The organism is Leuconostoc sp. S50, assembly GCF_016624925.1.
In the GTDB taxonomy this organism is placed as follows: Bacteria; Bacillota; Bacilli; order Lactobacillales; family Lactobacillaceae; genus Leuconostoc; species Leuconostoc pseudomesenteroides.
Genome location: NZ_JACVUE010000009.1, coordinates 40,670 through 66,229, shown reverse-complemented (window position 1 = coordinate 66,229; position 25,560 = coordinate 40,670). Strand labels below are relative to the sequence as shown.

The 25,560-nt window shown below is 38.9% G+C and carries 28 protein-coding genes and 1 other RNA gene; 21 read left to right on the top strand and 8 right to left on the bottom strand.

Annotated features, from left to right (window positions below; all coding sequences use genetic code 11):
• Positions 1-7 precede the first annotated feature (7 nt).
• From IAE53_RS08245 to IAE53_RS08185, 13 genes are all read left to right on the top strand, one after another.
• Positions 8-979, top strand: a complete 972-nt coding sequence (locus IAE53_RS08245; protein ID WP_010279478.1) for a beta-ketoacyl-ACP synthase III — start codon at positions 8-10, stop codon at positions 977-979.
• Between the two features lie 72 nt (positions 980-1,051).
• Positions 1,052-1,291, top strand: coding sequence for an acyl carrier protein (locus IAE53_RS08240; RefSeq protein ID WP_004913621.1), 240 nt, complete (start codon positions 1,052-1,054; stop codon positions 1,289-1,291).
• Positions 1,292-1,337: 46 nt separating this feature from the next.
• The gene (locus tag IAE53_RS08235; protein ID WP_148423508.1) at positions 1,338-2,303 is read left to right on the top strand and encodes a nitronate monooxygenase; all 966 of its coding nucleotides are present in this window, start codon (positions 1,338-1,340) and stop codon (positions 2,301-2,303) included.
• A gap of 57 nt (positions 2,304-2,360) precedes the next feature.
• Complete coding sequence (locus tag IAE53_RS08230) at positions 2,361-3,299, top strand: ACP S-malonyltransferase (RefSeq protein WP_188353244.1); 939 nt, start codon at positions 2,361-2,363, stop codon at positions 3,297-3,299.
• A 1-nt stretch (position 3,300) separates the two neighbouring features.
• Positions 3,301-4,032: a 3-oxoacyl-ACP reductase FabG gene (fabG, locus tag IAE53_RS08225; protein WP_148423510.1), complete on the top strand. Its 732-nt coding sequence runs from the start codon at positions 3,301-3,303 to the stop codon at positions 4,030-4,032.
• A 68-nt stretch (positions 4,033-4,100) separates the two neighbouring features.
• Positions 4,101-5,363 carry a beta-ketoacyl-ACP synthase II gene (gene fabF, locus IAE53_RS08220; RefSeq protein WP_036066926.1) on the top strand — a complete coding sequence of 421 codons (1,263 nt, stop codon included), beginning with the start codon at positions 4,101-4,103 and terminating at the stop codon, positions 5,361-5,363.
• Between the two features lie 2 nt (positions 5,364-5,365).
• Positions 5,366-5,821: an acetyl-CoA carboxylase biotin carboxyl carrier protein gene (gene accB, locus IAE53_RS08215; RefSeq protein ID WP_148423511.1), complete on the top strand. Its 456-nt coding sequence runs from the start codon at positions 5,366-5,368 to the stop codon at positions 5,819-5,821.
• Between the two features lie 55 nt (positions 5,822-5,876).
• Positions 5,877-6,308, top strand: a complete 432-nt coding sequence (gene fabZ / locus IAE53_RS08210; protein WP_004913636.1) for a 3-hydroxyacyl-ACP dehydratase FabZ — start codon at positions 5,877-5,879, stop codon at positions 6,306-6,308.
• A gap of 1 nt (position 6,309) precedes the next feature.
• Positions 6,310-7,686, top strand: a complete 1,377-nt coding sequence (locus tag IAE53_RS08205; RefSeq protein ID WP_148423512.1) for an acetyl/propionyl/methylcrotonyl-CoA carboxylase subunit alpha — start codon at positions 6,310-6,312, stop codon at positions 7,684-7,686.
• Positions 7,687-7,739: 53 nt separating this feature from the next.
• Positions 7,740-8,579 carry an acetyl-CoA carboxylase carboxyltransferase subunit beta gene (locus tag IAE53_RS08200; RefSeq protein ID WP_148423513.1) on the top strand — a complete coding sequence of 280 codons (840 nt, stop codon included), beginning with the start codon at positions 7,740-7,742 and terminating at the stop codon, positions 8,577-8,579.
• A gap of 1 nt (position 8,580) precedes the next feature.
• Positions 8,581-9,387: a carboxyltransferase subunit alpha gene (accA, locus tag IAE53_RS08195; RefSeq protein WP_148423514.1), complete on the top strand. Its 807-nt coding sequence runs from the start codon at positions 8,581-8,583 to the stop codon at positions 9,385-9,387.
• A 71-nt stretch (positions 9,388-9,458) separates the two neighbouring features.
• Positions 9,459-9,817, top strand: a transfer-messenger RNA (tmRNA) gene (gene ssrA, locus IAE53_RS08190).
• A 179-nt stretch (positions 9,818-9,996) separates the two neighbouring features.
• Complete coding sequence (locus IAE53_RS08185) at positions 9,997-10,242, top strand: hypothetical protein (protein ID WP_148423515.1); 246 nt, start codon at positions 9,997-9,999, stop codon at positions 10,240-10,242.
• A gap of 165 nt (positions 10,243-10,407) precedes the next feature.
• On the opposite strand, the gene IAE53_RS08180 is transcribed toward IAE53_RS08185, so the two are convergent.
• The 5 genes from IAE53_RS08180 to IAE53_RS08160 all read right to left on the bottom strand — a co-directional run bounded on the left by IAE53_RS08180 (position 10,408) and on the right by IAE53_RS08160 (position 13,785).
• Entirely contained in the window at positions 10,408-10,947 is a 540-nt protein-coding gene (locus tag IAE53_RS08180) for a GNAT family N-acetyltransferase (RefSeq protein WP_148423516.1), read from the bottom strand.
• Between the two features lie 90 nt (positions 10,948-11,037).
• The gene (locus IAE53_RS08175) at positions 11,038-11,316 is read right to left on the bottom strand and encodes a hypothetical protein (RefSeq protein ID WP_148423517.1); all 279 of its coding nucleotides are present in this window, start codon (positions 11,314-11,316) and stop codon (positions 11,038-11,040) included.
• Positions 11,317-11,376: 60 nt separating this feature from the next.
• Positions 11,377-11,652, bottom strand: a complete 276-nt coding sequence (locus IAE53_RS08170) for a hypothetical protein (RefSeq protein ID WP_148423518.1) — start codon at positions 11,650-11,652, stop codon at positions 11,377-11,379.
• Positions 11,653-12,101: 449 nt separating this feature from the next.
• Positions 12,102-12,611 (bottom strand): ClbS/DfsB family four-helix bundle protein, encoded by a 510-nt coding sequence (locus IAE53_RS08165; RefSeq protein WP_148423519.1) that lies wholly within the window; start codon positions 12,609-12,611, stop codon positions 12,102-12,104.
• A gap of 262 nt (positions 12,612-12,873) precedes the next feature.
• Positions 12,874-13,785: an alpha/beta hydrolase gene (locus IAE53_RS08160; RefSeq protein WP_148423520.1), complete on the bottom strand. Its 912-nt coding sequence runs from the start codon at positions 13,783-13,785 to the stop codon at positions 12,874-12,876.
• Between the two features lie 301 nt (positions 13,786-14,086).
• On the opposite strand from IAE53_RS08160, the gene IAE53_RS08155 reads away from it, so the two are divergent.
• Complete coding sequence (locus tag IAE53_RS08155; RefSeq protein WP_200136281.1) at positions 14,087-14,257, top strand: hypothetical protein; 171 nt, start codon at positions 14,087-14,089, stop codon at positions 14,255-14,257.
• A gap of 17 nt (positions 14,258-14,274) precedes the next feature.
• Positions 14,275-14,616 (top strand): hypothetical protein, encoded by a 342-nt coding sequence (locus IAE53_RS08150; RefSeq protein ID WP_148423521.1) that lies wholly within the window; start codon positions 14,275-14,277, stop codon positions 14,614-14,616.
• A gap of 133 nt (positions 14,617-14,749) precedes the next feature.
• Here IAE53_RS08150 and IAE53_RS08145 read toward each other — a convergent pair whose 3' ends face one another.
• Positions 14,750-15,091, bottom strand: coding sequence for a ribonuclease G (locus IAE53_RS08145; protein WP_114667355.1), 342 nt, complete (start codon positions 15,089-15,091; stop codon positions 14,750-14,752).
• Positions 15,092-15,191: 100 nt separating this feature from the next.
• Positions 15,192-15,557, bottom strand: coding sequence for a nuclear transport factor 2 family protein (locus tag IAE53_RS08140; RefSeq protein ID WP_242019387.1), 366 nt, complete (start codon positions 15,555-15,557; stop codon positions 15,192-15,194).
• A gap of 287 nt (positions 15,558-15,844) precedes the next feature.
• Between IAE53_RS08140 and IAE53_RS08135 the strand changes: the two genes are divergently transcribed.
• The 3 genes from IAE53_RS08135 (at position 15,845) to IAE53_RS08125 (ending at position 18,544) form a co-directional block, all read left to right on the top strand.
• Positions 15,845-17,026: an MFS transporter gene (locus IAE53_RS08135; protein ID WP_188353221.1), complete on the top strand. Its 1,182-nt coding sequence runs from the start codon at positions 15,845-15,847 to the stop codon at positions 17,024-17,026.
• Between the two features lie 141 nt (positions 17,027-17,167).
• Complete coding sequence (locus IAE53_RS08130) at positions 17,168-18,136, top strand: cation:proton antiporter (RefSeq protein ID WP_188353220.1); 969 nt, start codon at positions 17,168-17,170, stop codon at positions 18,134-18,136.
• A 75-nt stretch (positions 18,137-18,211) separates the two neighbouring features.
• Complete coding sequence (locus tag IAE53_RS08125) at positions 18,212-18,544, top strand: DsrE family protein (RefSeq protein WP_188353219.1); 333 nt, start codon at positions 18,212-18,214, stop codon at positions 18,542-18,544.
• A gap of 42 nt (positions 18,545-18,586) precedes the next feature.
• Here the strand turns inward: IAE53_RS08125 and IAE53_RS08120 are convergent, their stop codons facing one another.
• Entirely contained in the window at positions 18,587-19,693 is a 1,107-nt protein-coding gene (locus IAE53_RS08120) for an SLC13 family permease (protein WP_188353218.1), read from the bottom strand.
• Between the two features lie 369 nt (positions 19,694-20,062).
• Here IAE53_RS08120 and IAE53_RS11430 point away from each other — a divergent pair, with 369 nt between their 5' ends.
• From IAE53_RS11430 to IAE53_RS08100, 3 genes are all read left to right on the top strand, one after another.
• On the top strand, positions 20,063-21,802 hold the full coding sequence (locus IAE53_RS11430) for an NEAT domain-containing protein (protein WP_233610713.1): 1,740 nt from the start codon (positions 20,063-20,065) through the stop codon (positions 21,800-21,802).
• Positions 21,802-22,542 carry an NEAT domain-containing protein gene (locus IAE53_RS08105; RefSeq protein ID WP_188353217.1) on the top strand — a complete coding sequence of 247 codons (741 nt, stop codon included), beginning with the start codon at positions 21,802-21,804 and terminating at the stop codon, positions 22,540-22,542. Before IAE53_RS11430 ends, IAE53_RS08105 begins: the two co-directional genes overlap by 1 nt.
• Positions 22,543-22,853: 311 nt before the next feature.
• Positions 22,854-25,538: a valine--tRNA ligase gene (locus tag IAE53_RS08100; RefSeq protein ID WP_188353216.1), complete on the top strand. Its 2,685-nt coding sequence runs from the start codon at positions 22,854-22,856 to the stop codon at positions 25,536-25,538.
• Positions 25,539-25,560: the final 22 nt, after the last annotated feature.

Below are 25,560 nucleotides of genomic sequence, written 5' to 3'. Positions count from 1 at the left end.
GGGCAACATGGAACAAATTAAAATGGTTGCAGTTGCGAGCCATTCACCCGAAAATGTGGTATCAAATGATGAGTTAAGCAAATTGATGGATACTAACGATGAATGGATTTATACGCGTACTGGTATTCACCAACGGCACGTTGTCACAACTGAAAATACAAGTGATTTAGCAACCAGTGTGGCCAAAAAGCTTTTAGATAAAACAGGTATTTCACCAGAAACACTTGATTTTATTATTGTTAGTACGATGTCACCTGATAGTTTGTCACCTAGTACAGCAGCAATTGTTCAGTCTAATGTTGGTGCAACAAATGCATTTGCATTTGACTTGAGTGCAGCTTGCTCGGGATTTGTTTATGGTATGAGCGTTGCCTCTAGTTTGTTAACGACACGCTATCGTCGTGGCTTAGTCATTGGTGCTGAGGTACTTTCAAAGCTAGTTGACTGGCATGATCGAACGACGGCGGTATTGTTTGGTGATGGTGCAGCTGGCGTTTTGGTTGAGCGCACACAGGAAAATGTTGGCTTATTGGCAGAAGAACTAAGGACTTTTGGTGAAAAAGGTGACAATCTAGTTGCGGGTAGATTTGCAAATGATAATCCATTTTCGAAACAAATCAGTGAACTAGACCCTTATTTTCACCAGAATGGTCGTGAAGTATATAATTTTGCAACCCGCGAAGTACCTGAAGCACTTCAATCAGCATTAGAGCAGGCTAAAATATCGCCAGATGATGTTGATTATTATCTATTACATCAAGCTAATTCTCGTATTGTAGCTTCGATTGCAAAACGATTCAAACAACCGATGTCGAAATTTCCAATTAATATGGTACTAAATGGGAATACAAGTGCGGCAAGTATTGGTATTTTACTAAATGATCTAGTTGAGTCAGGCCAAGTACATGCTGGACAGACAATAGCTTTAGCTGGATTTGGTGGCGGTCTCACGGTTGGCGCACAAGTTTGGCAATTATAATTAATTCGGTGTAGTCGGCTGCACCGCAAAAATCTAACGACTATACACATATTTTACAGGAGAATAATTAACATGACAGACGCAGAAATTTTTGACAAGACAAAGGAAATTTTGGTTGACCAATTTGATTTGGAAGATGATGAAGTATCATTAACAACTGACTTAACAAATGATATTGATGCTGATTCATTAGATTTGTTTGAAGTTTTGAACCGTGTTGAAGATGACTTTGATATCAAACTTGCCGTGGCAGAAGACATCAAGACAGTTCAAGACTTGGTTGACAAGATCAAGGAACAGTTGGCTGCCTAATTGATGCGGGAAACCGCGTACATACTATAAGTTTAAGGATGAGAGCATGACAGTAAAAACAACAAACCCAATTTTCGAAAAATTAGGCATGAAATACCCTATTGTCGAAGGGGGAATGACGTGGGCCGGAACAGGTGTTTTAGCAGCAGCAGTTTCAGAAGCCGGTGGTCTTGGCATTATTGGTACTGGCTATTGGCATGGGGAAGATGTACGCCGCGAAATTAAACGTGCAAAAGCGTTAACTGACAAGCCATTTGGTGTCAATGTGATGCTACTGAGCCGCCATATCCGTGAGGTTTTTGATGTTATTATAGAAGAAAAAGTTGCAGTGGTTGCCACTGGCGCTGGGGATCCATCACCATTTTTGGATGAGTTACATGCAGCAGGAATTATTGTTATGCCGGTTGTACCATCAGTTTCTTTGGCTAAAATGATGGAAAAAAAGGGTGTTGATGCCGTAGTTGCTGAAGGTATGGAATCAGGTGGACATATTGGTATGTTAACCACAATGGCTTTAGTACCTCAAGTTGTTGATGCGGTTGATATTCCAGTGATTGCAGCTGGTGGTATTGGTGATGGTCGCGGTGTGGCTGCTGCATTTATGTTGGGAGCTGCCGGCGCCCAAATGGGAACTCGCTTTTTAACAGCAGCTGAGTCAGAAGTCCATCCTAATTTTAAAGCTAAGATTCTAAAAGCTAAAGATATTGATACAATCGTAACAGGTAATTTACTTGGCAATCGTGCGCGTGTTTTGAAAAACAAAATGGCGAAATCGTTTGTTAAAAATGAGGTGAATGAACTTCAAAAAGAAAAGCCAGATGCCGAAGCAATTGAAAAGTTGGAATCTGGTACGTTGAAGCGCGCTGTACAAGAAGGCGATAAAGACGGTGGTGCCTTCATGGCCGGTCAAATTTCTGGTTTAATTCATGATGAAAAGCCAGTGGCTGAAATTCTAGAAGATATTTGGTCACAAGCAACCGACTTAATGGGTGTTGAGAATACAACAAAATAGGACGATAACCCAATTTGATTGGGTTGTTTCTTATAAATATGGTATATGGGGTTTAACATGAAAATTGGTTTATTATTCAGTGGTCAAGGTGCCCAACAAGTGGGTATGGGTTCTGATTTGTATGAAGCTTTGCCGGTATATCGTGAGACAATCGATCAGGCCAGTGAAATATTGGGGTATGATTTAGCAACAGTTGTTCAAGACGAAGCAAAAATATTCCAAACACAGTATGCGCAACCAGCTATATTGGCAATGAGTGTGGCCATAGTTAAGGCATTAGGTGAGCGACTACCACAACCCGTAGCTAGCTTAGGATTGAGCTTGGGTGAGTATTCAGCACTGACTGTGGCAGGTGCATTTAGCTTTGCACAATCTGTTGCCATTATCAAAGATCGTGGTGCTTATATGCAAGCTGTTGGCGACAAAAATCCTGGTAAAATGGTTGCAGTTATGGGAGATGATCAGCAATTAGTTGTTGATGTATTGACGGCAATGCAAGCAGATGGTAAGCGTGTTTATCCAGCTAACTTTAATACATTCTCTCAATTAGTAATCGGTGGTATTGCCAATGATGTTGATGAAGCGGTTGTTAAACTGACGGGCGCGGGAATTAAGCGAACCGTTGAACTACCTGTAACAGGCGCCTTTCACACACCACTTTTGAAGGATGCCGCGTCACAGTTGGCAACGCGATTAGCAGATGAAACGTTCAATTCATTGCAGTATCTGGTTTATTCTAATACAACAGCTAAACCATTTGAAGTTAATCAGTTACATGATATTTTGACAAAACAAATCACATCACCTACCTACTTTGCTCAAGATATTGAGCAGATGGTAGCTGATGGTGTCGATACATTTATAGAGATTGGTCCTTCAGAAACATTGGTTAAATTTGCCAAAAAAATCGCACCTAAAACGATCAAACGTTATGCGATCACAAATTTGACAAGTTTTAACGAGGTCAATGAATTATTGATGAAAGCAGAGGTGTAACATGCCAGATTTTACAGGAAAAACAGTATTGGTTACAGGATCTTCACGAGGAATTGGGTTAGCGATTGCTAAAGTTTTTGATGCTGCAGGGGCTAATTTGATTTTACATGCACGTTCAGAAATTCAAGCGGAAACATTGGCGGAATTTCAACATGATGTTCAAGTTTTACAGTTTGATATTGCCGATGCAACGGCAACTGAAGCAAGCTTAAAAGCCCTTTATAAACAGGAAAACTTTCAAGGAATTGATATTCTAGTCAACAATGCTGGTATTACGAAAGATCAGTTGGCGATGGGCCTAACACCTGAAGATTTTGCGCAAGTTGTGAATGTTAATCTTAATGGTACCTTTAATGTCACGCAGCCAGTATTTAAAAAGATGATTCGCCAGAAACATGGTGTGATTATCAATTTGAGTTCAGTGGTTGGCTTAATGGGTAACATGGGGCAAACTAATTATGCAGCCTCAAAAGCTGGTATTATTGGCTTGACAAAATCTTTGGCTAAAGAAGGTGCGAGACGCCATATTCGCGTTAATGCCATTGCACCTGGTATGATTGTGTCGGATATGACGGCTGCCTTGCCCGAAGCTACCCAAGCTGAGATTCTTAAAAATATCCCGTTGGCGCGGTTTGGACAAGTTGATGAAATCGCACAAACGGCATTGTTTTTAGCCGAAAACGACTACATCACTGGGCAAACCATTACAGTTGACGGCGGTTTATATATATAAACCACGTTATAGTAAATACAGAAAGGAAAGGCGTGTGCGGCAAGTTAACCGTGAGCGCTCAAAATATTATGACACGAGTAGTAGTGACAGGACTTGGCGCAGTAACGCCATTAGGTAACGATACACAATCTTTTTTGGATGGTATCTTCAATGAAAAAATTGGTATTAAGCCAATCACAAAATTTGATGCTTCAGAAACTGGTATCACCGTAGCAGGACAGGTTGATGGTTTTGATCCAGCATTACGTGTTGGTAAGCGAGATGCTCGTAAGATGGACCTATTTGCGCAGTATGCCATTGATGCTGCTGATCAGGCTTTGGAAAACGCTGGTTTGAAAGCTGATGCCGATGCTGATGTACCAACTACCGTTGCAGATCCAACACGTTTTGGTGTGATTTTGGGGAATGGTATTGGTGGTTTGACAACGATTCAAGAGCAAGTTATCAAAATGCATGATAAAGGGCCGCAACGTGTCAGTCCATTATTTGTACCAGAATCAATTCCTAACATGGTTTCTGGAAATGTATCACTACGTTTTGGCGCTAAGGGTATTAACTCAACAATCGTGACCGCTTGTGCTTCCGCAACTAATGCAATTGGTGAAGCATTCTGGCGTATTCAATCAGGTAAAGCTGATGTGATGTTGACTGGTGGTTCTGAAGCAACTGTTAACGAAATTGGTATTGCCGGTTTCGCAGCTTTGACAGCTTTGTCAAAAGAAGAAGATCCGACGCAAGCTTCTAAACCTTTTGATAAGAACCGTCATGGCTTCGTTCTAGGTGAAGGTTCTGGTATTTTGGTAATTGAAAGCTTAGAGCATGCACAAGCACGTGGGGCTCATATTTTGGCGGAGCTGGTTGGTTATGGCGCCTCTTCTGACGCTTACCACATGACGTCTCCTTCGCCTGACGGTGAAGGTGCTGCACGAGCAATGCGTGATGCGTTGAATGATGCTAATTTAGATGCTAATCAAATTTCCTACATCAATGCACATGGTACGGCTACGGGCGCCAATGATTCTGGTGAAGCGCATGCGATTGCAACAGTATTTGGTGAAAATACGGTACCTGTATCATCAACTAAGGGGATGACCGGCCATTTGTTAGGTGCTGCTGGTGCAATTGAAGCGTTGATTTCTGTCGGTGCCTTAACACGTGGTGAATTACCTGTTAACGTTGGTGTTGATGAACAAGATGATGACACAAAAGTGGTTAATTTAGTAGATGATGACACAAAGCATCAAGCACCTGAATATGTACTGAGCGCTAACTATGGTTTTGGCGGACACAATGCTGTCATTGTCTTTAAAAAATGGCACGAAGAGGCTTAAAAATGAGTTTAGATATTGAAGAAATCCGACAACTAATTGCTGATTTAGAAAACAGTTCATTACGTGAATTTGAAGTGACCGATGGCGATTTTAATTTGCATTTGTCAAAAAATGAAGCTGCATCAATCATCAATCCAGTTGCAGCAACACAAAGCACACCTCAAGCACCAGCAGCTCCTGTTGATGCGCCACACGCATTGGCACAGCCGGAAACAGAAGGTGTTGAAATTGTTGCGCCAATGGTTGGTACGGTTTATTTGCAGCCTAAGCCAGAAGCACCAATGTTTAAACAAGTTGGTGACAAGGTAACGGTTGGTGAAACAGTAGCTGTTATCGAAGCAATGAAGCTGATGACAGAAATTCATAGTGAAGTTTCAGGAACAATTAGCGAAATTTTGGTAGAAAATGAAGAAGTGGTTGATTACAATAAGCCACTTTATGTTGTAAAGCCAGACTAAGCGGCTTTGAATAAATTACCAATGTTTTTGACCATTAAACGATAAGGAGCCAGTCATGACAGTTCTAAATACACAACAAATTCAAGAAATTTTACCGCATCGTTATCCAATGTTAATGTTGGATACAGTTGAGGAATTAGTCCCTGGTGAAAAAGCAGTGGCTATTAAAAATATTAGTGTGAATGAAGAAATTTTTCAAGGACATTTTCCCGGTAACCCAACATTTCCTGGCGCACTAACGGTTGAAGCATTGGCACAAACCGGTGCAGTGGCATTGTTGTCAATGCCTGAATTCAAGGGAAAAACAGCCTATTTTGGTGGGATTAAAAAGGCTCGTTACCGTCAAATGGTGCGTCCTGGGGACCAATTGCGCTTAGAGGTAACACTTGATCGCTTGCGTGGTCCAATTGGTACAGGTAAAGGGATCGCTTGGATTGGGGACAAAAAAGCAACTACTGCTGAACTAACATTTATTATTGGAGAGTAACATGTTTAAAAAAGTGCTTGTTGCTAATCGTGGTGAGATTGCGGTTCGTATCATTCGAACGTTAAAAGAAATGGGGATTGCTTCAGTCGCTATTTACTCGACAGCCGATAAAGATAGTTTACACGTGCAAATCGCTGACGAAGCGATTGCTGTGGGGGGACCGAAACCTAAAGATTCGTACTTAAATATGAAAAATATTTTAAGTGCAGCCCTGCTGTCGGGAGCCGAGGCAATTCATCCGGGCTACGGTTTTTTAGCTGAAAATACATTGTTTGCTGAAATGGTTGGCGAAGTTGGTATTAAATGGATTGGTCCTAGGCCAGAAACAATTGAGTTAATGGGTAACAAAGCTAACGCACGTGAAGAAATGCGGCGTGCCGGCGTACCAGTAATTCCGGGTTCAGAGGGATTTATCCGTGATTTTCATGAAGCAAAAACGGTTGCTGATAAAATTGGTTATCCTTTGTTGCTGAAAGCTGCCGCTGGTGGTGGCGGTAAAGGCATGCGTTTTGTTTACGGTGAGGATGAGTTATCAGATAAATTTGATGATGCTCAGAACGAAGCACGTGCTTCGTTTGGCGATGATCACATGTATATTGAAAAAGTTATGTCACGTGTCCGCCACATTGAAATGCAGGTGTTCCGTGATGAAAATGGTCATGTTGTTTATTTACCAGAACGAAATTGTTCATTACAAAGAAATAATCAAAAGGTGATTGAAGAATCACCAGCTACTGGTGTGACACCTGAAATGCGTGCACATCTTGGCGAAATTGTTACTAAAGCCGCAAAGGCTTTGGCGTATGAAAATACTGGCACCATTGAATTTTTGCAAGATCGTGATGGTCATTTCTACTTTATGGAAATGAATACACGTATTCAAGTAGAACATCCAGTTTCTGAAATGGTAACGGGATTAGATTTAATTAAGTTACAAATTCAAGTTGCTGCAGGCTTAGATTTACCGGTGGTTCAAGATGACGTGATCGTTAAAGGCCACTCTATCGAAGTACGTTTGACAGCTGAGCAGCCAGAAAAACACTTTGCACCTAGTGCTGGAACGATTGATTTTGTTTTTTTGCCAACTGGTGGACCGGGTGTGCGTATTGATTCAGCCTTATTTAATGGCGATAAAATTCAACCATTTTACGATTCTATGATTGGCAAATTAATCGTTAAGGCCGATGATCGTGAAACAGCCATGAGAAAGATTCAACGTGTGGTTGATGAAACTGTTGTACGTGGTGTAGCAACGAGTCGTAATTTTCAAAAATCTCTGTTAGCTGATCCACAGGTTCAACGTGGCGAATTTGACACACGCTATTTGGAAACTGAATTTTTGCCAAGATGGACACAAACATTGCCAGATAATCAATAAAATGACTACCGTATGCGTCTAACGTGTGCGGTATTGTTATAATGGAGAGAAAAATGGATTTATATGAAAATAAAAGTTCGAAGGAAAAAATCAAACGTGATGCGTCTGTGAATGATCGTATTCCAGATGGCCTTTTCCTTGCTTGCCCTTATTGCGGTGCTCAGATGTATAATAAACAACTTGGGGAATTTCGAGTATGTGCCAATTGTGGCTATGGCTTTCGTTTGCAAGCACGCGAACGTGTCAGTTTGTTAACTGATAGTTTTGAAGAAATGGATGCCGATATTCAAATGACTAATCCAGAATTTCCGGGTTACGCTGAGAAGTTAGCACGAGCGCAATCACAAACAGAGTTAGGTGAATCTGTGCTGACTGGTCTGGCAATAATTCAACAACAAAAAGTGGCATTAGGTGTCATGGATTCATATTTCATGATGGGTTCACTGGGCTCAATGACTGGTGAAAAGATTACGCGTCTCTTTGAATATGCAACATCTCATCGTTTGCCAGTGGTACTATTCACGGCTTCAGGTGGGGCGAGAATGCAAGAGGGAATTCAGTCGTTGATGCAGATGGCCAAAGTCTCGGCTGCTGTGGCGCAACACCAAGAGGCTGGTTTATTGTATCTTGTGGTTTTGACAGACCCAACAACTGGTGGCGTGACGGCTAGTTTTGCCATGCAAGGTGATATCACTTTAGCTGAGCCTCATGCATTGGTAGGTTTTGCAGGCGCTCGCGTGATTGAATCTACAATTCATGAAAAATTACCTAAAGATTTCCAGCGTGTTGAAACATTATTAGAAAATGGTTTTGTGGATCAAATTGTACCACGTGAGTCGTTGGCACCAATGATTGCTAAAATTGTTAAGTTGCATACAAGTCTAGAGGAATAATATGTCAGCAGATATTTTGAATAGTTTGAAAATTTTCAAGCGTGAATTGACGCCAGCCCAAGTCGTAAAAAAATCTCGAGAAGATCGCTTCATGGCACGTGAAATTATTGATGGTATATTCACTGATTTTGTTGAATTACATGGTGATCGATTGAGCGGGGATGATATGTCCGTTATTGGTGGGATTGGGGCTTTAAATGGTCAGCCAGTGACGATTATTGTCATTGACAAGGGAACTGATATTCATGATAAGTTGAGTAAACGCAACGGTTCGCCAGAGCCTTGGGGCTATCGCAAGGCGCAACGTTTAATGCAGCAAGCGCAACGGTTCCATCGACCAATTATCACGTTTATCAATACACCGGGTGCCTTTCCGGGCAAAGAGGCTGAAGCACAGGGACAAGGCGAAGCGATTGCCAAGTCTATACTTGAATCAATGAAGCTGACGGTGCCAATGATAGCCATTGTCTATGGTGAAGGTGGTTCGGGAGGTGCACTAGCGCTTGCCACTGCTAACCAAGTATGGATGTTTCAAAATGCCACGTATTCTATTTTGTCGCCAGAAGGATTTGCATCAATTCTTTGGAAAGATAGTAAGCGCAGTGATGAAGCTGCCGCCGTTATGGGGCTAACAGCAAAGGATTTGTTTGAAAAAGACATTATTGAGTATATTGTGCCGGAATCGCACAATCATCCCCGTGTCTTTAATTTAATCAGAAAAAGACTGGATGACGAAATTAAAGCGCTGAACCAGTTAACACCGAGTGAACTAGTCAATCAACGACGTGCGCGTTTTAGAGCTTTTTAAACATGATTGATATTTAACCTGTGTTACAATTAATATGATGACAGTTTATAATAAATGGTTCATTATATTTTGGGTCTGTTTTTTGGAATTCGACAGGCTGTTTAGAGCATTGGCTGCGTTTCGCCGTCCGGGCGTTAAACGGGCAGACATTTTAACTGCAAAAAACGAAAACTCTTACGCAATCGCTGCTTAAAAACCAGCAATACGTAGCTTAATCTTGGTTTCTGACGTCTGAGATTAGGCCATAAAAGGTCAGATCGCTTTGTTGTTTACATCTGGAATGGCAATGTTAAATTTATCAGATTAGTTAATTTGATTAGCCGTGTGTTATGGCGTACAAATTGATGAAATTCAAATGATAGCACTATAAGCGTAGGCGCCAATGTATCGGACGGTTTGGACAGGGGTTCGACTCCCCTCAGATCCATTTTAGCATTTCAAGACGTTGCATAGGGTTTCAAAACCTTGATGTAACGCCTTTTCTTTTGAAATACTTGATGGCAGTGTCGATAAAATTACCAAAAATCAATAAGTTGAAGGACGTTTGTATGGCTTTGTCAAAGAAAGAATTAATGATTGCTATTATTGAGTGATTTAGGGGAGAGAAAGATGATGTGGCAGATGATTTATTGGGTTGTTATTGTTTTAATTGTACTAGTTGGCTGTTATTTGGTGTACAGAAGCCACAAGCATCGTGAAATTGAGCTGGTTTGGTGGGATTATTTGCTATATATATCTGTATTTATATCATGGATTATGGTCGGACAAACAATGGATACTACAGGTTTTGTTTCTCTGGGCACCACTTTGGTAGTACTATGCTTAATGTTAATGACACAAAAGAAAAATCAATAAAAAAGTCAAGTGCTGAACTCATTTAGTACTTGACTTTTTGGTAAGCGAAAAATTATGTTGTCTTTTCGAATGCTTTACCATATTTTTTTGGTGTATTTGCCGTTAGTGTGATTGATTATTGTTGCTAAAATCGAGGGCGGTGCATTTTTTCTATTGTGAGCGTGATTAACGTTGCTTTGCAAACCAGTCATCTTGAAAGATGGCATAGTAATCAATGTCAACCCATTTGCCATCATAAAAAATTTCATCTTTTGTGGTACCTTCCTTGACAAAACCGACCTTTGTGTATGCTTTTACGGCACCAGTATTGAATGGATAGACGGATAACTTGATTTTATGCATATTAAGGTTATTAAAACCATAATCAAGAATCAGGTTCATTGCTTCTGTACCGTAGCCTTTAGAACGGTCTTCAGCTTTAGGAAAACCAATCCCCAATTCGCAGGAGTGATTACGAACGCTAATGTCGGTTAGCGTCACATAACCAACCAAATTATCATCATTTGTTTTTCTGATTGTGAACGCCACATTTTCAGAACTGTCAGTGTTTTCTAAAAATATTTTTTCCCAGTCATTAGCTGGGTAAGGATGAATCATATCACTAGTTAATGTGGACAGGAAGTTTTCATCCCATTGCCAGTTTGCTAAGTTTTCACCATCTGTTTCATGATAATGTGATAGTTTTACATTTTTTCCAATAAACATGTTTTAATTCTCCTGTTTTGAATAAAAATTAACATCTATAAAAACTGTTTCCGCACTTGCCTGTGATTGCCTTTGTGTCTGACAATGACGTTATAGATTTTCTGACTCTCGTATGAGTGCTAATATTTCTTTGTTTGCTTCATGCTCAAACAAAAATTCGGCACATTTTATAGCACCTTCGTTAGTTTCTGATAAACCTAATGAATAGTTATACATAGAAGCATTCATCAACATAGCAAGGCGCCAAGCTTCATCATTGTATTTGATAACATTAGTTTCAATGACGGTAGCAAAGTCAGACTCACTAAATTTCATGTGACTTAACATCAAACCAGCGTTTTTAATACTTCTTTTTAATTCTTTTTGCATGGCGAACTTCCCATATATCTTTATGTACTCACTCAGTGAGTGCTTTTTTATACTAGCTAATCAGTCATCTAACTCAATATCAGGACGGCGTTGGACAACAATCTTTTTATCTAAGGTAATTGATACACCTTGTTCAAAGTACCTACTAGCTTTTACCGTGGCTTCGTTTTCGTTAACTTTTAACACTATAAATGGTCCACCACTAAAATCATTAGAACTATCCCCAATGACGATATTGCCTTGTTCATTATCGGTAACGATTGTGTTTTCGGGTGTAATTAGTTGCCAACCATAAGCTACTGTTTGTGTATTAGTTTCTTGACTATCTTTTGACATTGTTTATTTTCCTAACTGTTTTATTGAATGCTTTTAATGTGGTTCTTCACGTACTATTTGATGTTAAGTACCGAACTAATTACCTAAAAAGCGCGATTATTGCGATTAATAGTAATGCTGACACGCCAACCAAAAATAAGTCCCATTTTAAATATGATTTTGAGTGCGTGTTCTTGTATCTATCAACTGCCAGGGCAATCCACAATATAACAAGGAGTATAACTTGAGTTGCAGACAAATATATTGAGGAAGTATTTGTTGAGAGTTTATATAGAAATGTGCCTAAAAATCCTAGTGTGGCAATTGTTCTAAAAAGAGTTGCTTTTGTCATTTTATTATCTGCGCTCCGGTAATCAATGTATGCAAGGAAGTGAGACACAAAGTTGGCTTTCCTGTTAAAATAGCTCGTTATTTTTCGTTTCATGTCACTGAGGAAAGATGTGTCTAATTCATAGGGAGTGCTTTTTCCATTTGCGAATTTTGGTTCTAAATGTTTTAAACGGTGCGACAGAATTGATATGAACCCATTTCCATACTGGCCATTGTGCGGGTGTCGTTGCCCACTGACGTTTATTCGGTTCAAAGAGGACATCGTCCGGCAGTGATTCAACTAAGTGGCAGAGTTCTGCCACACGTGAGTTTAATAATTCAATCAATTCTGTTAACGAGTAGTTACTGTAAGTTTCATAAAACGAGGTATATAATCCACCTAGATTGTTCCATTTGTAGCCTTTTGCTGGTACATCAACTTTTTTACCTGCTTTCTCATCTCGTTCCCAACTTAATAACGAGGTGAGCCAGCCAAGTTGATATGAAAGATTTTCAGCTGGTGTGCGATCGACTTCTTCAATGCGTTTATCTTTCAAATCATTTGGTATGTTACTAAATTCATTGATGTATTTTTGATAGTTAGTCTTAATGGCCATAATTAACTCATCTTTACTACCATACGATTGCATTTTAAAACGCTCCTATGTTTTAATTTTTCGGGGCAATAGTTTATTGCGTTGGTTGTAGGTATTGCCATTAATGTTAAATAGTGGAAATTTTTAAATTTTGTCCTGTTACTAGTTTGATAGTCTCATTATTCTCGTTATTTTAAAATGATTAACAACGCAATGACAGTGATTGGCTCCTAAGTTTTAAAAACTAAACGCTTAGCACGTGGTTTTGCTTTTAATGAAGGGGTTGAAAGCAAAGTTATCCACAGACAAATACTGATCAATGCGTGATTGACTGCTTGACAATATTCAGCGCCTTTTCAGCTTCTGGGATGGGAAAAGTAACAAATACATGATTCATTTTAGGAAAAATATAGAAATTGACATTATCATTATCGCGACGTGATAATTTTTTCACATCGGCATAGAGAATATCATGCGTACCGGAAAAAATATCAACGGGTGGGAATTTGCTGAAATCAGCGTTGATTGGGCTAACAAGAGGCGCGTCAGTCTTGAAGCTACCACTATATATTTCACCTTGATAAGCTAGTGCTTCTATATTTAGGAGCGGATCCGTGTGCTGAATTGATTTCATGTCAGGATTTGAGTTGCTGATATCTAGCCAAGGAGAAAATAACATAACACGATGGGGTTGCGCTATTGTTTCATGTTCTAATAATTGTAATAGTGACAAGCAAAGACCACCACCGGCAGAATCGCCCATCAAAGTGAGCGCGGATGACATAATATGGTACTTGTTAATCGTTTTTTTGTAGTTATCTAAGATATATGGCAACACATCGTCAGCAGTGTAGCGTGGCGATTTGGGATAAACTGGCATGATGACTCTTGCTTGATTCTCATCAGCTAATTTTTGTAGCATTTTGAAGTGTAAATTAGAAGGTTGCCACCAGTAGGCACCACCATGAAGGTAATATATCGTTTTAGAAATTTTGTTATTTTGTGGCTGTATTTCAAAAGTAGTTTCATCTATTTGCGCAACTTTGTGAATGTTGAATTTTTTTTGCGCTGCTTTGGGTAGTTGATAGGGTGTTTCACTATCAATCAGTGCTTTTTCAAAATTTTGCTCCTTTCTTTCGTCTTTGACTAAGGGGATGGGTCGGATTATTTTTTCCAATAACATGGCGCGCCAACTTCTTTTATTATTCAGAGATACGATAGAAATCATAATGTGTGTCCTTCTCCTTAAAATTGTTTGTTCTTCATGATACTTTTTTGCGTTTCGTGTTCATGATTTATTGACTTAATAATATCAGACATGCTAGTACATTAAAAGCGATTATGAGGTATTCATGGGGAAAAAGTCATTATGGGTTAATTAAACAAATTTTTGTAATCGGATTTCGTATGATTAATTGTCAGGATAGGTTTTTTTTCGTAAATACCTTTTGATCATGATTTTTTTGATTAACGACCATTAATCATGTATTATCACATTAAGAATAGTTTTTGAACAAAGGGAGCCAGTCATGACACTAAAAACAGCAGAATATGTGATGAACATTAGTTTATTGAGTAGTATGCTATTATCTTGGATTATAAATGCTTTATGGTTTAATATTTTAGCGAGTATCGTTATCACTACATCATTATTGAATTACTTTATTATTTATAAAAGACAATCAAGTGGTGATAAATAACGAATTAGGAGAGGTTTATGAAAGAGAGTTACAAAAAGTTCTTGATGTCTGGTTTTATTAATACGGATTTGAAACACCCTAAAAATTTTTTGGCTGGATTACCAAAAAAAATAGAATTTTATTTAATCGAACCAGAAAATATTGGCTATTCAATCACAAATGACACGAATGAAGTCGTATCGGTTGATAATATTTATCCCGATGATTTGCCATATAGTGATGATGTCGCTTTGCAAAAGTCTGAAGAACTTAAAAAATTAGCTTTGGAATTTTATAAGGATTTTGGTGATACCGAAGACACGATGTGGGTACAATACTTTGTTCAGAAAAGTATTGAAATTATTTTGGATATCTCATGAGTGCAGCCAATCAGTGTTAGATAAAAATAAGATTACAAAGCTATTTTAAGTCTGGTCAGATGATATTGCCGTATGTTGAAAGGGGTGTTATTTGTCATGTTAAGTATGTACGCACTCGACGAGTGCATGATTTTCAGTAATTATTGCTATTTACTACCGAAGAAATAATAGCTGCGAAGAACATAAAGTACAATACCATGATTGCGATGGCAATGATAAATTGAACGATTCCAGCACGGTTCCAAGTTGCCTGTACAGCTTTGAATGTCTCGACATCCTTATAATCGCCTTTTTGCCATGCCCATTCATTGCCTTTAAAACCGCAGACAAAAATCCACACAAAGTTGAAAACTGGAATCAGGCAGAGCAGTGGTAAGTATGTTTTATTACCAATACCCCAAAAAATGTTGTACATAAAAGCGCCCCAATTCCAACCTTTAACTTCTGCTGGTACATTGATACCATTTTCATCCATAATTTCTCTCCCGAATGCTTTTAACGTGGTTCATTGCACGTAATTTTTAGCACAATTAATATTCAACATTGAGTGCTGGTTATTTCTTTAATATGTTAGCTTAATTTTGATATGGTCGATAGATATTGTGTTTTGCTGCGTATTCATCAATGGCAATGATTTTATGATTATCAAATTGAATTTTTGATACGCCATCAAAGCAGTAGTTCTGAGTTTCTCGAGCTTTGAAAAACCACTCGACGAAAAATGTTTGGTCATCTATTTGCTGAATGTTTTTTATTTGCCACATTAAAACAGTTTGTTTTTGTAATGATGCCTTGATCCATGCTTTTAATTCAATCATGCCAATATACATAGCACCAGTGCATTCGTGATAAGTGATGTTACTCGAAAAAATGCGTTGTAGTTGTGTAAAATCGCGTTTAACCCACATCTCAAAATATTCGGCAATTATTTTTTCTGCCACAATAAATCCTTTCAAAAACAAATATTTTAGTTGTTTCACCGCCAACTTGTTTCATCTGATATCTTCTTATATCATACCAAACGTAATGATTATTTAAAAATTAGTAAAGTGGTCACTGCTATGACAAACAATATGAAATAATGAGAGATAAGATGATTGGTAAAACAACAATGAGCCAATCGTACTTAAATTAAACGATAATCACAAAGTATTTCGCAAAAATCGGCGTCTAAGCCGTTTTTTATTGGCATTTTTTTATTTATAGTTGTCAAAAGTAGGAGGGTGATATGAAAAAAATTGGGTTAATTTGGTTGGCAGCAGGTGCTTTTTTGAGTAGTGTCGGTATGAGTTTTATTTGGCCATTGACCAGTGTGTATTTGCATAACGATTTGGGGATATCATTAACAATGATTGGGATTGTTTTGTTTTTCAATTCATTGGCAAGTGTGATTGGAAGTTATGTTGGTGGTGCAATGTTTGACCGTTTTAATCCTGCACAACTTATACGTTATGGTATTTTTGGCGCGCTATTGAGCTTTATTTTGTTAGCTTTTTTTCATGGGTGGCCAGCTTTTGGTATTTTGTTGTTTTTGAACGGATTAAGTGCTGGCTGGAACTCGACATTGGTTTATGCAATGGGAACTAACGTTGATAGCAAAGATAGTCGGCGTGTCTTTACAATACTTTATTTTGTTCAGAACATGGGTGTTGTGATAGGGACATCTTTGGTCGGCTTTGTTTATGATGCTGGTATAACTTATCTCTTTATGATTGCTATTTTCCTCTATTTGATCTTTTTATTGATTGCTTGGACAAAATATTCTTCGTCTGGTGCAAACGTTACGAAATCATTAAATTCTGATGAAAAAAATAAAGGCAAAGCTGTCGTGCCAAAGCCAAATTTGATTGTTTTATTTACGCTGTTTATTTCACTGATGATCATCTGGACAATGTATCAGCAATGGGATTCTAATCTTTCAGTATACATGACAGATTTAGGTATTCCGCTTAGTCAATATTCGTTATTGTGGACACTAAATGCTTTCTTGATTATGGTCATGCAGGTGATTATTATTTGGTTGTCACGCTACTATGAAAACTACATTGTACAAATTATATTTGGGCTGATTTTTGTGACAATATCATTTGTGACGCTTGTTTTTGCCCATGATTACGGTTATTTTGTTGTCGCGATGATTTTGTTAACTATCGGTGAAGCAACTGCTATTCCAACAATTCCGGCCTTAGTTAATAACTTGGCACCATTGGGCACCAAAGGACGCTACCAAGGGTTAGTTAACTCATGGTCGTCAGCGGGTCGTGCAATTGGTCCATTAATTGGTGGTATTATTATAGAAAAGAAATCATATACGTCTCTATTTGAAATAGCAACTTTGGCGTTAGCAATTGTCGTTATCTTAGTTCTGATATCATGGCTGCTAAACAGGAAAAAGATCACAATGTACTAGTAAAGGTTGGTTGCTAAATATGGATTGACCGTGTTATGATGGAAAAAATAAATCGCAATCGGTTGGGTGAAAACTTCAAGATTGGTTAGTCGGGGAACTAACCATTTTTGAAGTTTTTTTGATTGCAAAAAGGAGAAACACGTGTCATTTTTACTGATTATTGTACTGATTATTATTACTATTTTATTAGGAAAATTAGCTGTTAAATTAGGATTTTCGGAAGTTGTAGGGCAGCTATTGGCTGGTGTTATTTTGGGAACCAGTGTGTTAAATTGGGTGCAGTCAACGGCACTTATTCACCTCTTGGCCGAAATAGGCATTGCAATGCTAATGTTTCATTCTGGCTTATCATCAGATTTGAAAGTCATGAAGCAACATATTAAAGCATCTTCTGCTATTGCCGTATTTGGTGTTGTGGTACCTGTGCTAGTGATGCCGCTGGCATTTATTTTGTTAGGGTATGATTTACGGGTTGCTTTGTTTGCTGGTGTTGTTTTTGCAGCAACATCAATTTCAATTACATTAGCTGTTTTAGCTGAGCAAAGGAAATTAGCCACATCTCTAGGCGCTATTATTTTGTCAGCAGCGATTCTTGATGATGTGATTGCTTTAATTGCCATGACAGTATTTTCTGTTGTCTTGGGTGGTCAACTGGGATTGGGCGGATTAGTGCCACTAGTGGCTTTTACCGTGGGGATACTCATTAAAAAATATACCCTAGCTGACTATTTGGGAAAAGGCACTGCAATGGCAGGAAAATGGTTTTTCTATCCAATTTTCTTTGGGTCAATTGGCCTTACGCTAGCTTTGCCCAGCACATCTGACAAGATTATAGCGATAATTATTTTTAGCATTTTAGCTATTTTGACCAAACTGATTGGCTCTTTTTTGGGTGCAAAACTATCAGGATTATCGTCTTCTGTGGCCACTGCCATTGGTGCAGGAATGGTATCACGAGGAGAAATGGCACTAGTCATTATACAGATTGGCATTAGCTCTGGTATTGTCAGTCAAAATCTCTCAAGTGAAATGATTGTGACAGTGATGATTACAACAATCGTGGCGCCTCTCATCATGAAACCATTGTTTAAAAATATCAAGGAACTATAGGACCATCGCGTTGGTGGTTAGTTTTTGTACTATAATAAGGATATATTTAAGCCTATACAAGTGAGGGAAAAGACTATGAATGTTATTGTACATATTGATGAATCAGAAAAGTGGCAAACGGTCCTTTCAAATTTGAAGCATTTAGTTGAATGGTACGAAAACAATGACATTGTGGGTACGATTGAACTTTTGGTTAATGGTGGCGCAGTTCAGCAAGTTGTTAAACAATCTGACTTGCAGTTGAACAAGTTGATTAGTTCTTCTGTTGTTATTTCGGTATGCAAAAATTCACTTGATCAAAGGCATATTTCATCTACCGAATTACAAGATAATATCGTAATTGTTCCTTCAGGCGTTGTGGAATTGGCAATCAAGCAAAATGAAGGCTACGGTTACATTAAACCATAATGACAGTGCCTTACGACTAATTGAAGCAATGATTTTCACTGCTTAAACTGATAACAAAATAAAGCCCACAATTATGAAAAACAATAGCAAACCAATGTTTAAAAACGAGAAAGTTTTGAAGAATCCAAACGTACTGTGATGATGTGATAAAGCAGCATATTGACGTAGAGCTAAAAGGTTAGCCAGTGAAGCAATGAGCGTACCTAATCCACCGACAGTGACACCTAAATATAAGCCATAACTATGTTGGGTGAATTTGGAGATTAGAATAGCAGCAGGCACATTACTGATGAATTGGCTAGTTATCATACCGGAAAAAAACGTTTCTAAGCTTGATGTGGTATGTTGATATAATAAAGTCTGCACGTATTTGATACGACTGATTGCGCCGACAATAATGAAAAAATTAACGAAAGTTAAAATAATCCCGTAATCAGCATGTTTGAAAACCGTCTTTTGTAAACAAACCGCCGCTAAAATACTAACGATTAGTGCCATATAAACAGGTATGACTGACAAAATCCCTAAAAGAACGATTAACGTGGCGCCTAACAATAGCCAAGTTTTATGTTGGTTAATTTCAATTGATGGTAAAGTAACATCATCAATGGGTTGATTTTTGATGACTAATAAAACAACAAACATGGATAATAACGCCACCAAACCAAAAGGTAACGACATCATCATAAATTGACCAATTCCGAGATGGTAATGAGACACCAAATAAATGTTTTGTGGGTTACCAAAAGGTGTTAAAGCGCTGCCAAGATTGGCATATATAGTTAATAAACTGATTGTTAATATTTTTGGTACATTAATTTTTTGAGCAATATTAAAAACAATTGGCACAAGGGTCAAAATTGCAACGTCGTTTGTAAAAAACATTGACCCCAAAAAAGAGCAAAGTAAAAGCACTAAAATGACAGAACGGATCGTGTTACATTTTGCAACAATGTAATTTGCTACGAATTTGAGTATATTGAGCGCTTGATAAATTGTAATGAGTAGGATTAATGCCGCTAGTGACGTAATAGTATTAGCATCAATGTCTGATAATTTTACAATACCAAACGTTATTGAGAAAACTGCAAGGATTAAGGTAATTAAAAATGTTTTATCAGTAATAATTCTTTTTAAAATGGCGTTCATCAAATTGACTTTCTTTGAAGCAAATAGGTTTTGTAAATGATAATATTACAATTAGTATAGCATTTTAGGTGGCTGTTAAAACCAGTAACATGGATAAATATGAACTATTGGTAAAATATAATCTATTTAACTAGCAGTATATTTTGATATAGTGAAAAAAATAACAATATTGGTGATATCTTAAAAATAAGACAATAGTTTAAACTATGTTTTTGTAACCAGTTACTATTAAGCTAATTATTTGATGTTTATTAAAAATTAGAATATAATAATGTCTGTAATTAAAACTTGCGTGGCAAATGCTGCGCTTTTTTTACGCACTAAAATACTTATCATGTGATAAGTATCATATTTTTATCGGAGGATATCATGGAGAAAAATAAAGTATTGGTGCTGGCGGGCACTTTAGCGGTTTCAGGGGCAATGTTATTGCACAGTGATGTTGTGAACGCTGCAAGCACAACTGGCTCAGCGACTGTTACGACTACGGCGGCTTCCAGCTTGCAGAATGGCAGTTACACGGCAACTGCTAATTTTCACAAATCGGGGACTAGTGAGGACTCAAGAATGAGCACAATGCTAGTTAACCAAGCTGACATTGTGATAAAAGATGGCAATGCAACGATTCAGTTGTCATTTACAGAGGCTGATACTGCTAAGATGGTAGCTGGTTGGGCTTTTGATGGCGTGGCCGCTGAGATTGATGGTGCGAAGGTTACAGTTACAGTGCCAGTTGCAGATTTAAACAAAGTTATAACTTCTGAAATTAGTATTCAAGCGGGAACTTTTAGTGAAAAACAACCTGTTGATTTGCAATTGACTGATTTGAAGTTTGTGGCACGTGACCCAGAGGAAGTTGCTGCCGAAGAAAAAGCTAAGGCTGATGCAGCTGCCAAAGCCAAAGCTGACGCGGTCAAGGCAGCAGCGGCGGAAAAAGCTAAACAGGAAGCGGCTGCTAAGGCTTTAGCAGAAGCAGCGGCCAAAGCAAAAGCAGAACAAGAAGCTGCCAAAAAGTCGCAAAATGGTACTTACACGGCGACAGCTAAATTGTACAAATCTGGTACAACAGATGATTCAATGATGTCGTCAATGGTGTTGCCAACCGCAAATGTTGTGATTAAAAATGGACAAGCCATCATTACGTTGCAATTTAAGGACTTAAATACGAGTGATATGGTAAAAAGTTGGGTCATTGATGGTGTTACTGCGGTTAAAAAGGGCAACAATTTTAATGTGGTCTTACCAGTTTCAGATTTAAATAAAACACTCGATTCAACCATACACGTGGAAACAATGATTGGCCCAATGCCATTTACTGAAACCCAACCGGTTGACATTAATGTGACTGATTTGAAGTTTGTGGCACGTGACCCAGAAGAAGTTGCTGCCGAAGAAAAAGCTAAGGCTGAGGCGGATGCCAAAGCAAAAGCTGACGCGGTCAAGGCAGCAGCGGCGGAAAAAGCTAAACAAGCAGCTAAAGATAAGGCGGCGGCAGAAGCCGCTGCTAAAGCCAAAGCAGAACAAGAAGCTGCCAAAAAGTCGCAAAATGGTACTTACACGGCGACAGCTAAATTGTACAAATCTGGTACAACAAATGATTCAATGATGTCATCAATGGTATCACCAACTGCCTATATCGTCATTAAAGATGGTCAGGCAATAATTACAATGGCGTTTAAGGATATGGCAACCATTAACATGGTTAAAACATGGGTTATAGACGGTGTCTCTGCGGTGAAAAGTGGGCAAAGTTTTGTTGTTGTTTTACCAACTTCTGAATTAGGTAAGACGCTCAAGTCGACAATACATGTGGAGACGATGATTGGCACGATGCCATTTACTGAGACGCAACCTGTTGACTTAAAGTTAAGCGATTTTAAACGAATTCCATCGTGGTCAATGCCAGATAACCCAAGTAACTTGCCAAACAATTATGTATCGTCTGACCAAACAATTGGCAATGACGTGCCCTTGACATCACAATTATCAAGTACATCAAAATTGCCGAACACAGCTACTAACGAGACGACAACTGCAGCACCACTTTTGGCAGCGTTAGTTTCTGGTGTTTTGGCTTTGGGTATTTGGTTTAAGAAGGTTTTGCGTTAATGCGACGATTTCAATGGTTTATGCTAACTTGCGTTAGTTTACTATTAGGGTTCATTAATGTTACCCAAACAGTATCTGCAGAAACTTATTCAGTGCCCTTTAGGGTCGTCAAGGATGGCACAACAGAAACATCTGTTGCTGATCAATACTTTCAAAAGCCTGCAACGGTGGCGATTGATGGTGACCACTATGTTGTCATTATGACAATCAGAACGACACACGATTTGGGTCTTTTCCCTGTATCTGTGACGGATTTTAATGGTCAAACACCGGCAATCTCAAGAACAACGCAAGGCAATACAGATTATTACCAGTATCAGTTCACAGCGACCAATTTGGACTCGCGTTTGGATGGTCACATGACAGTCAACATTCAAGCAATTCGCTACAACCACTATTATGGTTATGGTGTGGTTTTTGATACGAGCAGTCTTCCTAAAATTGGCGAGAATAAAGAGCCTGCGTCGTCGTCATCAGCGAGTTCAACCAATGCGACATCTGAATCAACGGGCAGCTCATCAACATCATCGTCACAATCTGCTTCGAGTACCTCCTCGCAAGCGTCATCATCATCAAAAAAACTACCAGTCAAAGTAGTGCCTCATGTGTCTGTTAGTAAGAAAACTACTAAAAAAGCATCACCAACAAAAACGAAAAAAATTATTTTGTGGCCATGGCTGTTGGTGATTGTTGTAGGTATTGCAACCGTCATTTTCTTTGAGAGACGATCTCGCAAATAATTTGTAGCGCCACTATTAATGTGACTTGACGATAGCATTATTTTAAGGTAATATTAAAAATATCTTAGAGGAATAAGCAAGCGCGTGTTTAGAGAGTTGATGTATGGTGTAAATCAACCACGTTAATGCCCAAGGTTGCTAAGGATTAACTCATCACATTAAAATAAATTAAGTGGTCGTTTCGTAACGACAATTTAGGTGGTACCACGCGTCAGCGTCCTATATTAGGATGTTGACGTTTTTTTGTGGTAACGCTTTAAAATGAGTTGACAAAGTAGCTAATTTACTGAATATATAAAGGAGAAATAACAATGCGCGATATTGATATGTCAACAAAATATAATCCCACTGCTGTTGAAGCTGGTCGGTATGATAACTGGCAAAGCAAAAAGCTTTTTGCACCAGAATCGAATCAAGAAATTCAGGGGAATGAACCAGAACCTTATTCAATCGTCATTCCACCACCCAATGTCACAGGTAAGTTGCATTTAGGGCATGCTTGGGATACGACATTGCAAGATATGATTATTCGTCAAAAGCGCATGCAAGGATTTGATACTTTGTGGTTGCCTGGCATGGATCATGCCGGCATTGCAACACAAGCGAAGGTTGAGCAGCGTTTGCGCGGTGAAGGTATTTCACGCTATGATTTGGGTCGTGAGAAGTTCGTAACACAAGTTTGGGATTGGAAAAATGAATACGCCGCCACTATCAAACAGCAATGGGGTAAAATGGGGCTTTCATTGGATTTTGATCGTGAACGTTTCACATTAGATGAAGGTTTGAACAAAGCAGTTAACAAAGTCTTTATTGATTTGTACAACAAGGGATTGATCTATCGTGGTGAATACATCATTAACTGGGATCCACAAGCACGTACTGCGTTGTCTGATATTGAAGTAATTTATCAAGATGATGAGGGTGCTTTCTATCATGTTAAGTATCCATTCACCGATGGTACGACTTTTAATGGTAAGAATTACATTGAAATTGCAACGACTCGTCCAGAAACAATGTTTGGTGATGTTGCTGTTGCCGTACATCCGAGTGATGAACGTTACAAAGATTTAATTGGAAAAACAGTCATGGTACCACTCGTTGGTCGTGAAATTCCAATTATCGCTGACGAATATGTTGAAAAAGATTTCGGGACTGGTATGGTAAAAATCACACCAGCTCATGATCCTAATGACTTCCAAGTCGGCAATCGCCATGATTTGGAACGCATTAACACAATGACTGAAGACGGTCATTTGAATGAGCATGCTGGCAAATATAACGGCATGGAACGATTTGAAGCGCGCAAAGCAATCGTGGCAGACCTTGAAGCGGGTGATTACATGCTCAAAGTTGACCCAATTGTTCACTCAGTTGGTCATTCAGAGCGGACCGGCGTGCCAGTAGAATCACGCTTGTCTACGCAGTGGTTTGTCAAAATGGCACCATTGGCAAAGCAAATTTTGGACATGCAGCAAAATGAAGACGAGAAAGTTGAATTTGTGCCAGCACGTTTTGAAGACACATTCACGCATTGGATGGAAAATATTCGTGATTGGGTTATTTCACGTCAATTGTGGTGGGGACATCAAATTCCTGCGTGGTATAAGAACAAAGGCACGGCTGACGAAGAAATTTATGTTGGGACAGAGGCGCCTGAAGGGGATGGTTGGGAACGTGATCCTGATGTGCTTGATACTTGGTTCTCAAGTGCACTTTGGCCATTTTCAACAATGGGTTGGCCGGAAAAAATGGATGGCGATTTTGCCCGCTATTATCCAACCAATACATTAGTAACTGGTTATGATATTATCTTCTTCTGGGTTGCACGAATGATGTTCCAGGGTAAGGAATTCACTGGTCAGCGACCATTTAAAAATGTCTTAATTCACGGTCTTATTCGTGATGGTGAAGGTCGCAAAATGTCAAAGTCATTGGGTAATGGTGTTGACCCAATGGACGTTATTGAAAAGTACGGTGCTGACGCATTGCGTTGGTTCTTAGCAACAGGTTCAACTCCGGGACAAGATGTGCGTTTCACTTACGATAAGATGGATGCAGCTTGGAACTTTATCAATAAGATTTGGAATGCTTCGCGGTACGTTATCATGAATCTGGCAGAAGACACGCCATCACAATTGCCTGATTTGGATAAATTAACACTAGCCGATCAATGGATTTTGGCACGTTTGAACACAACAGTTGCTGATGTGACACGTAATTTTGATAAATTTGAATTTGGTGAAGCCGGTCGTTCATTATATAACTTCATTTGGAATGATTTTGCCGACTGGTACATCGAAATGACCAAAGAAACATTGAATGGCGATGGTGACAAAGCACCTGTTCAACAAACATTAGCTTATGTTTTGGATCAGACGTTACGCTTGTTGCAGCCAATTATGCCATTCGTAACAGAAGCGATTTGGCAAGAAATGCCAGATCAGGCGGGAAAAAATGCTGATTTTGCTATCACACGATATCCTGTTGTACATGACGAATTGACTAATGACGCAGCAGAAACAGCGTTTAAGTCGCTGCAAGATTTGATTGTTGCAGTGCGTAATATTCGTTCAGAAGCCAACGCACCAATGTCAACTGCCATCGACTTGTTGATTAAGACAAACGATGACAATTTGATCCGTATATTTAATGACAATGCAGATTATATTAACCGTTTTGCGCATCCTAAGTCATTGACGATTGCCGCTGATGTACAAGCACCGGATTTGGCAATGTCACAAGTGATTACCGGCGCAGAAATATATGTGCCACTTGCTGAATTGATTGATATTGATGATGAGATAGCACGTCTTGAAGGAGAAACTAAGAAATTCTCTGGTGAAGTGAAACGTGCTCAAGGCAAATTATCTAACGAAAAATTCGTTAATGCTGCCCCAGAAGCAGTTGTTGCTGCTGAAAGAGAAAAATTGGCTGATTGGCAAGCTAAACTTGCCGCCACACAAGAACGTTTGACGTCTTTGCGCTCAGCAAAATAATAAACAAAAAACATGATTATAC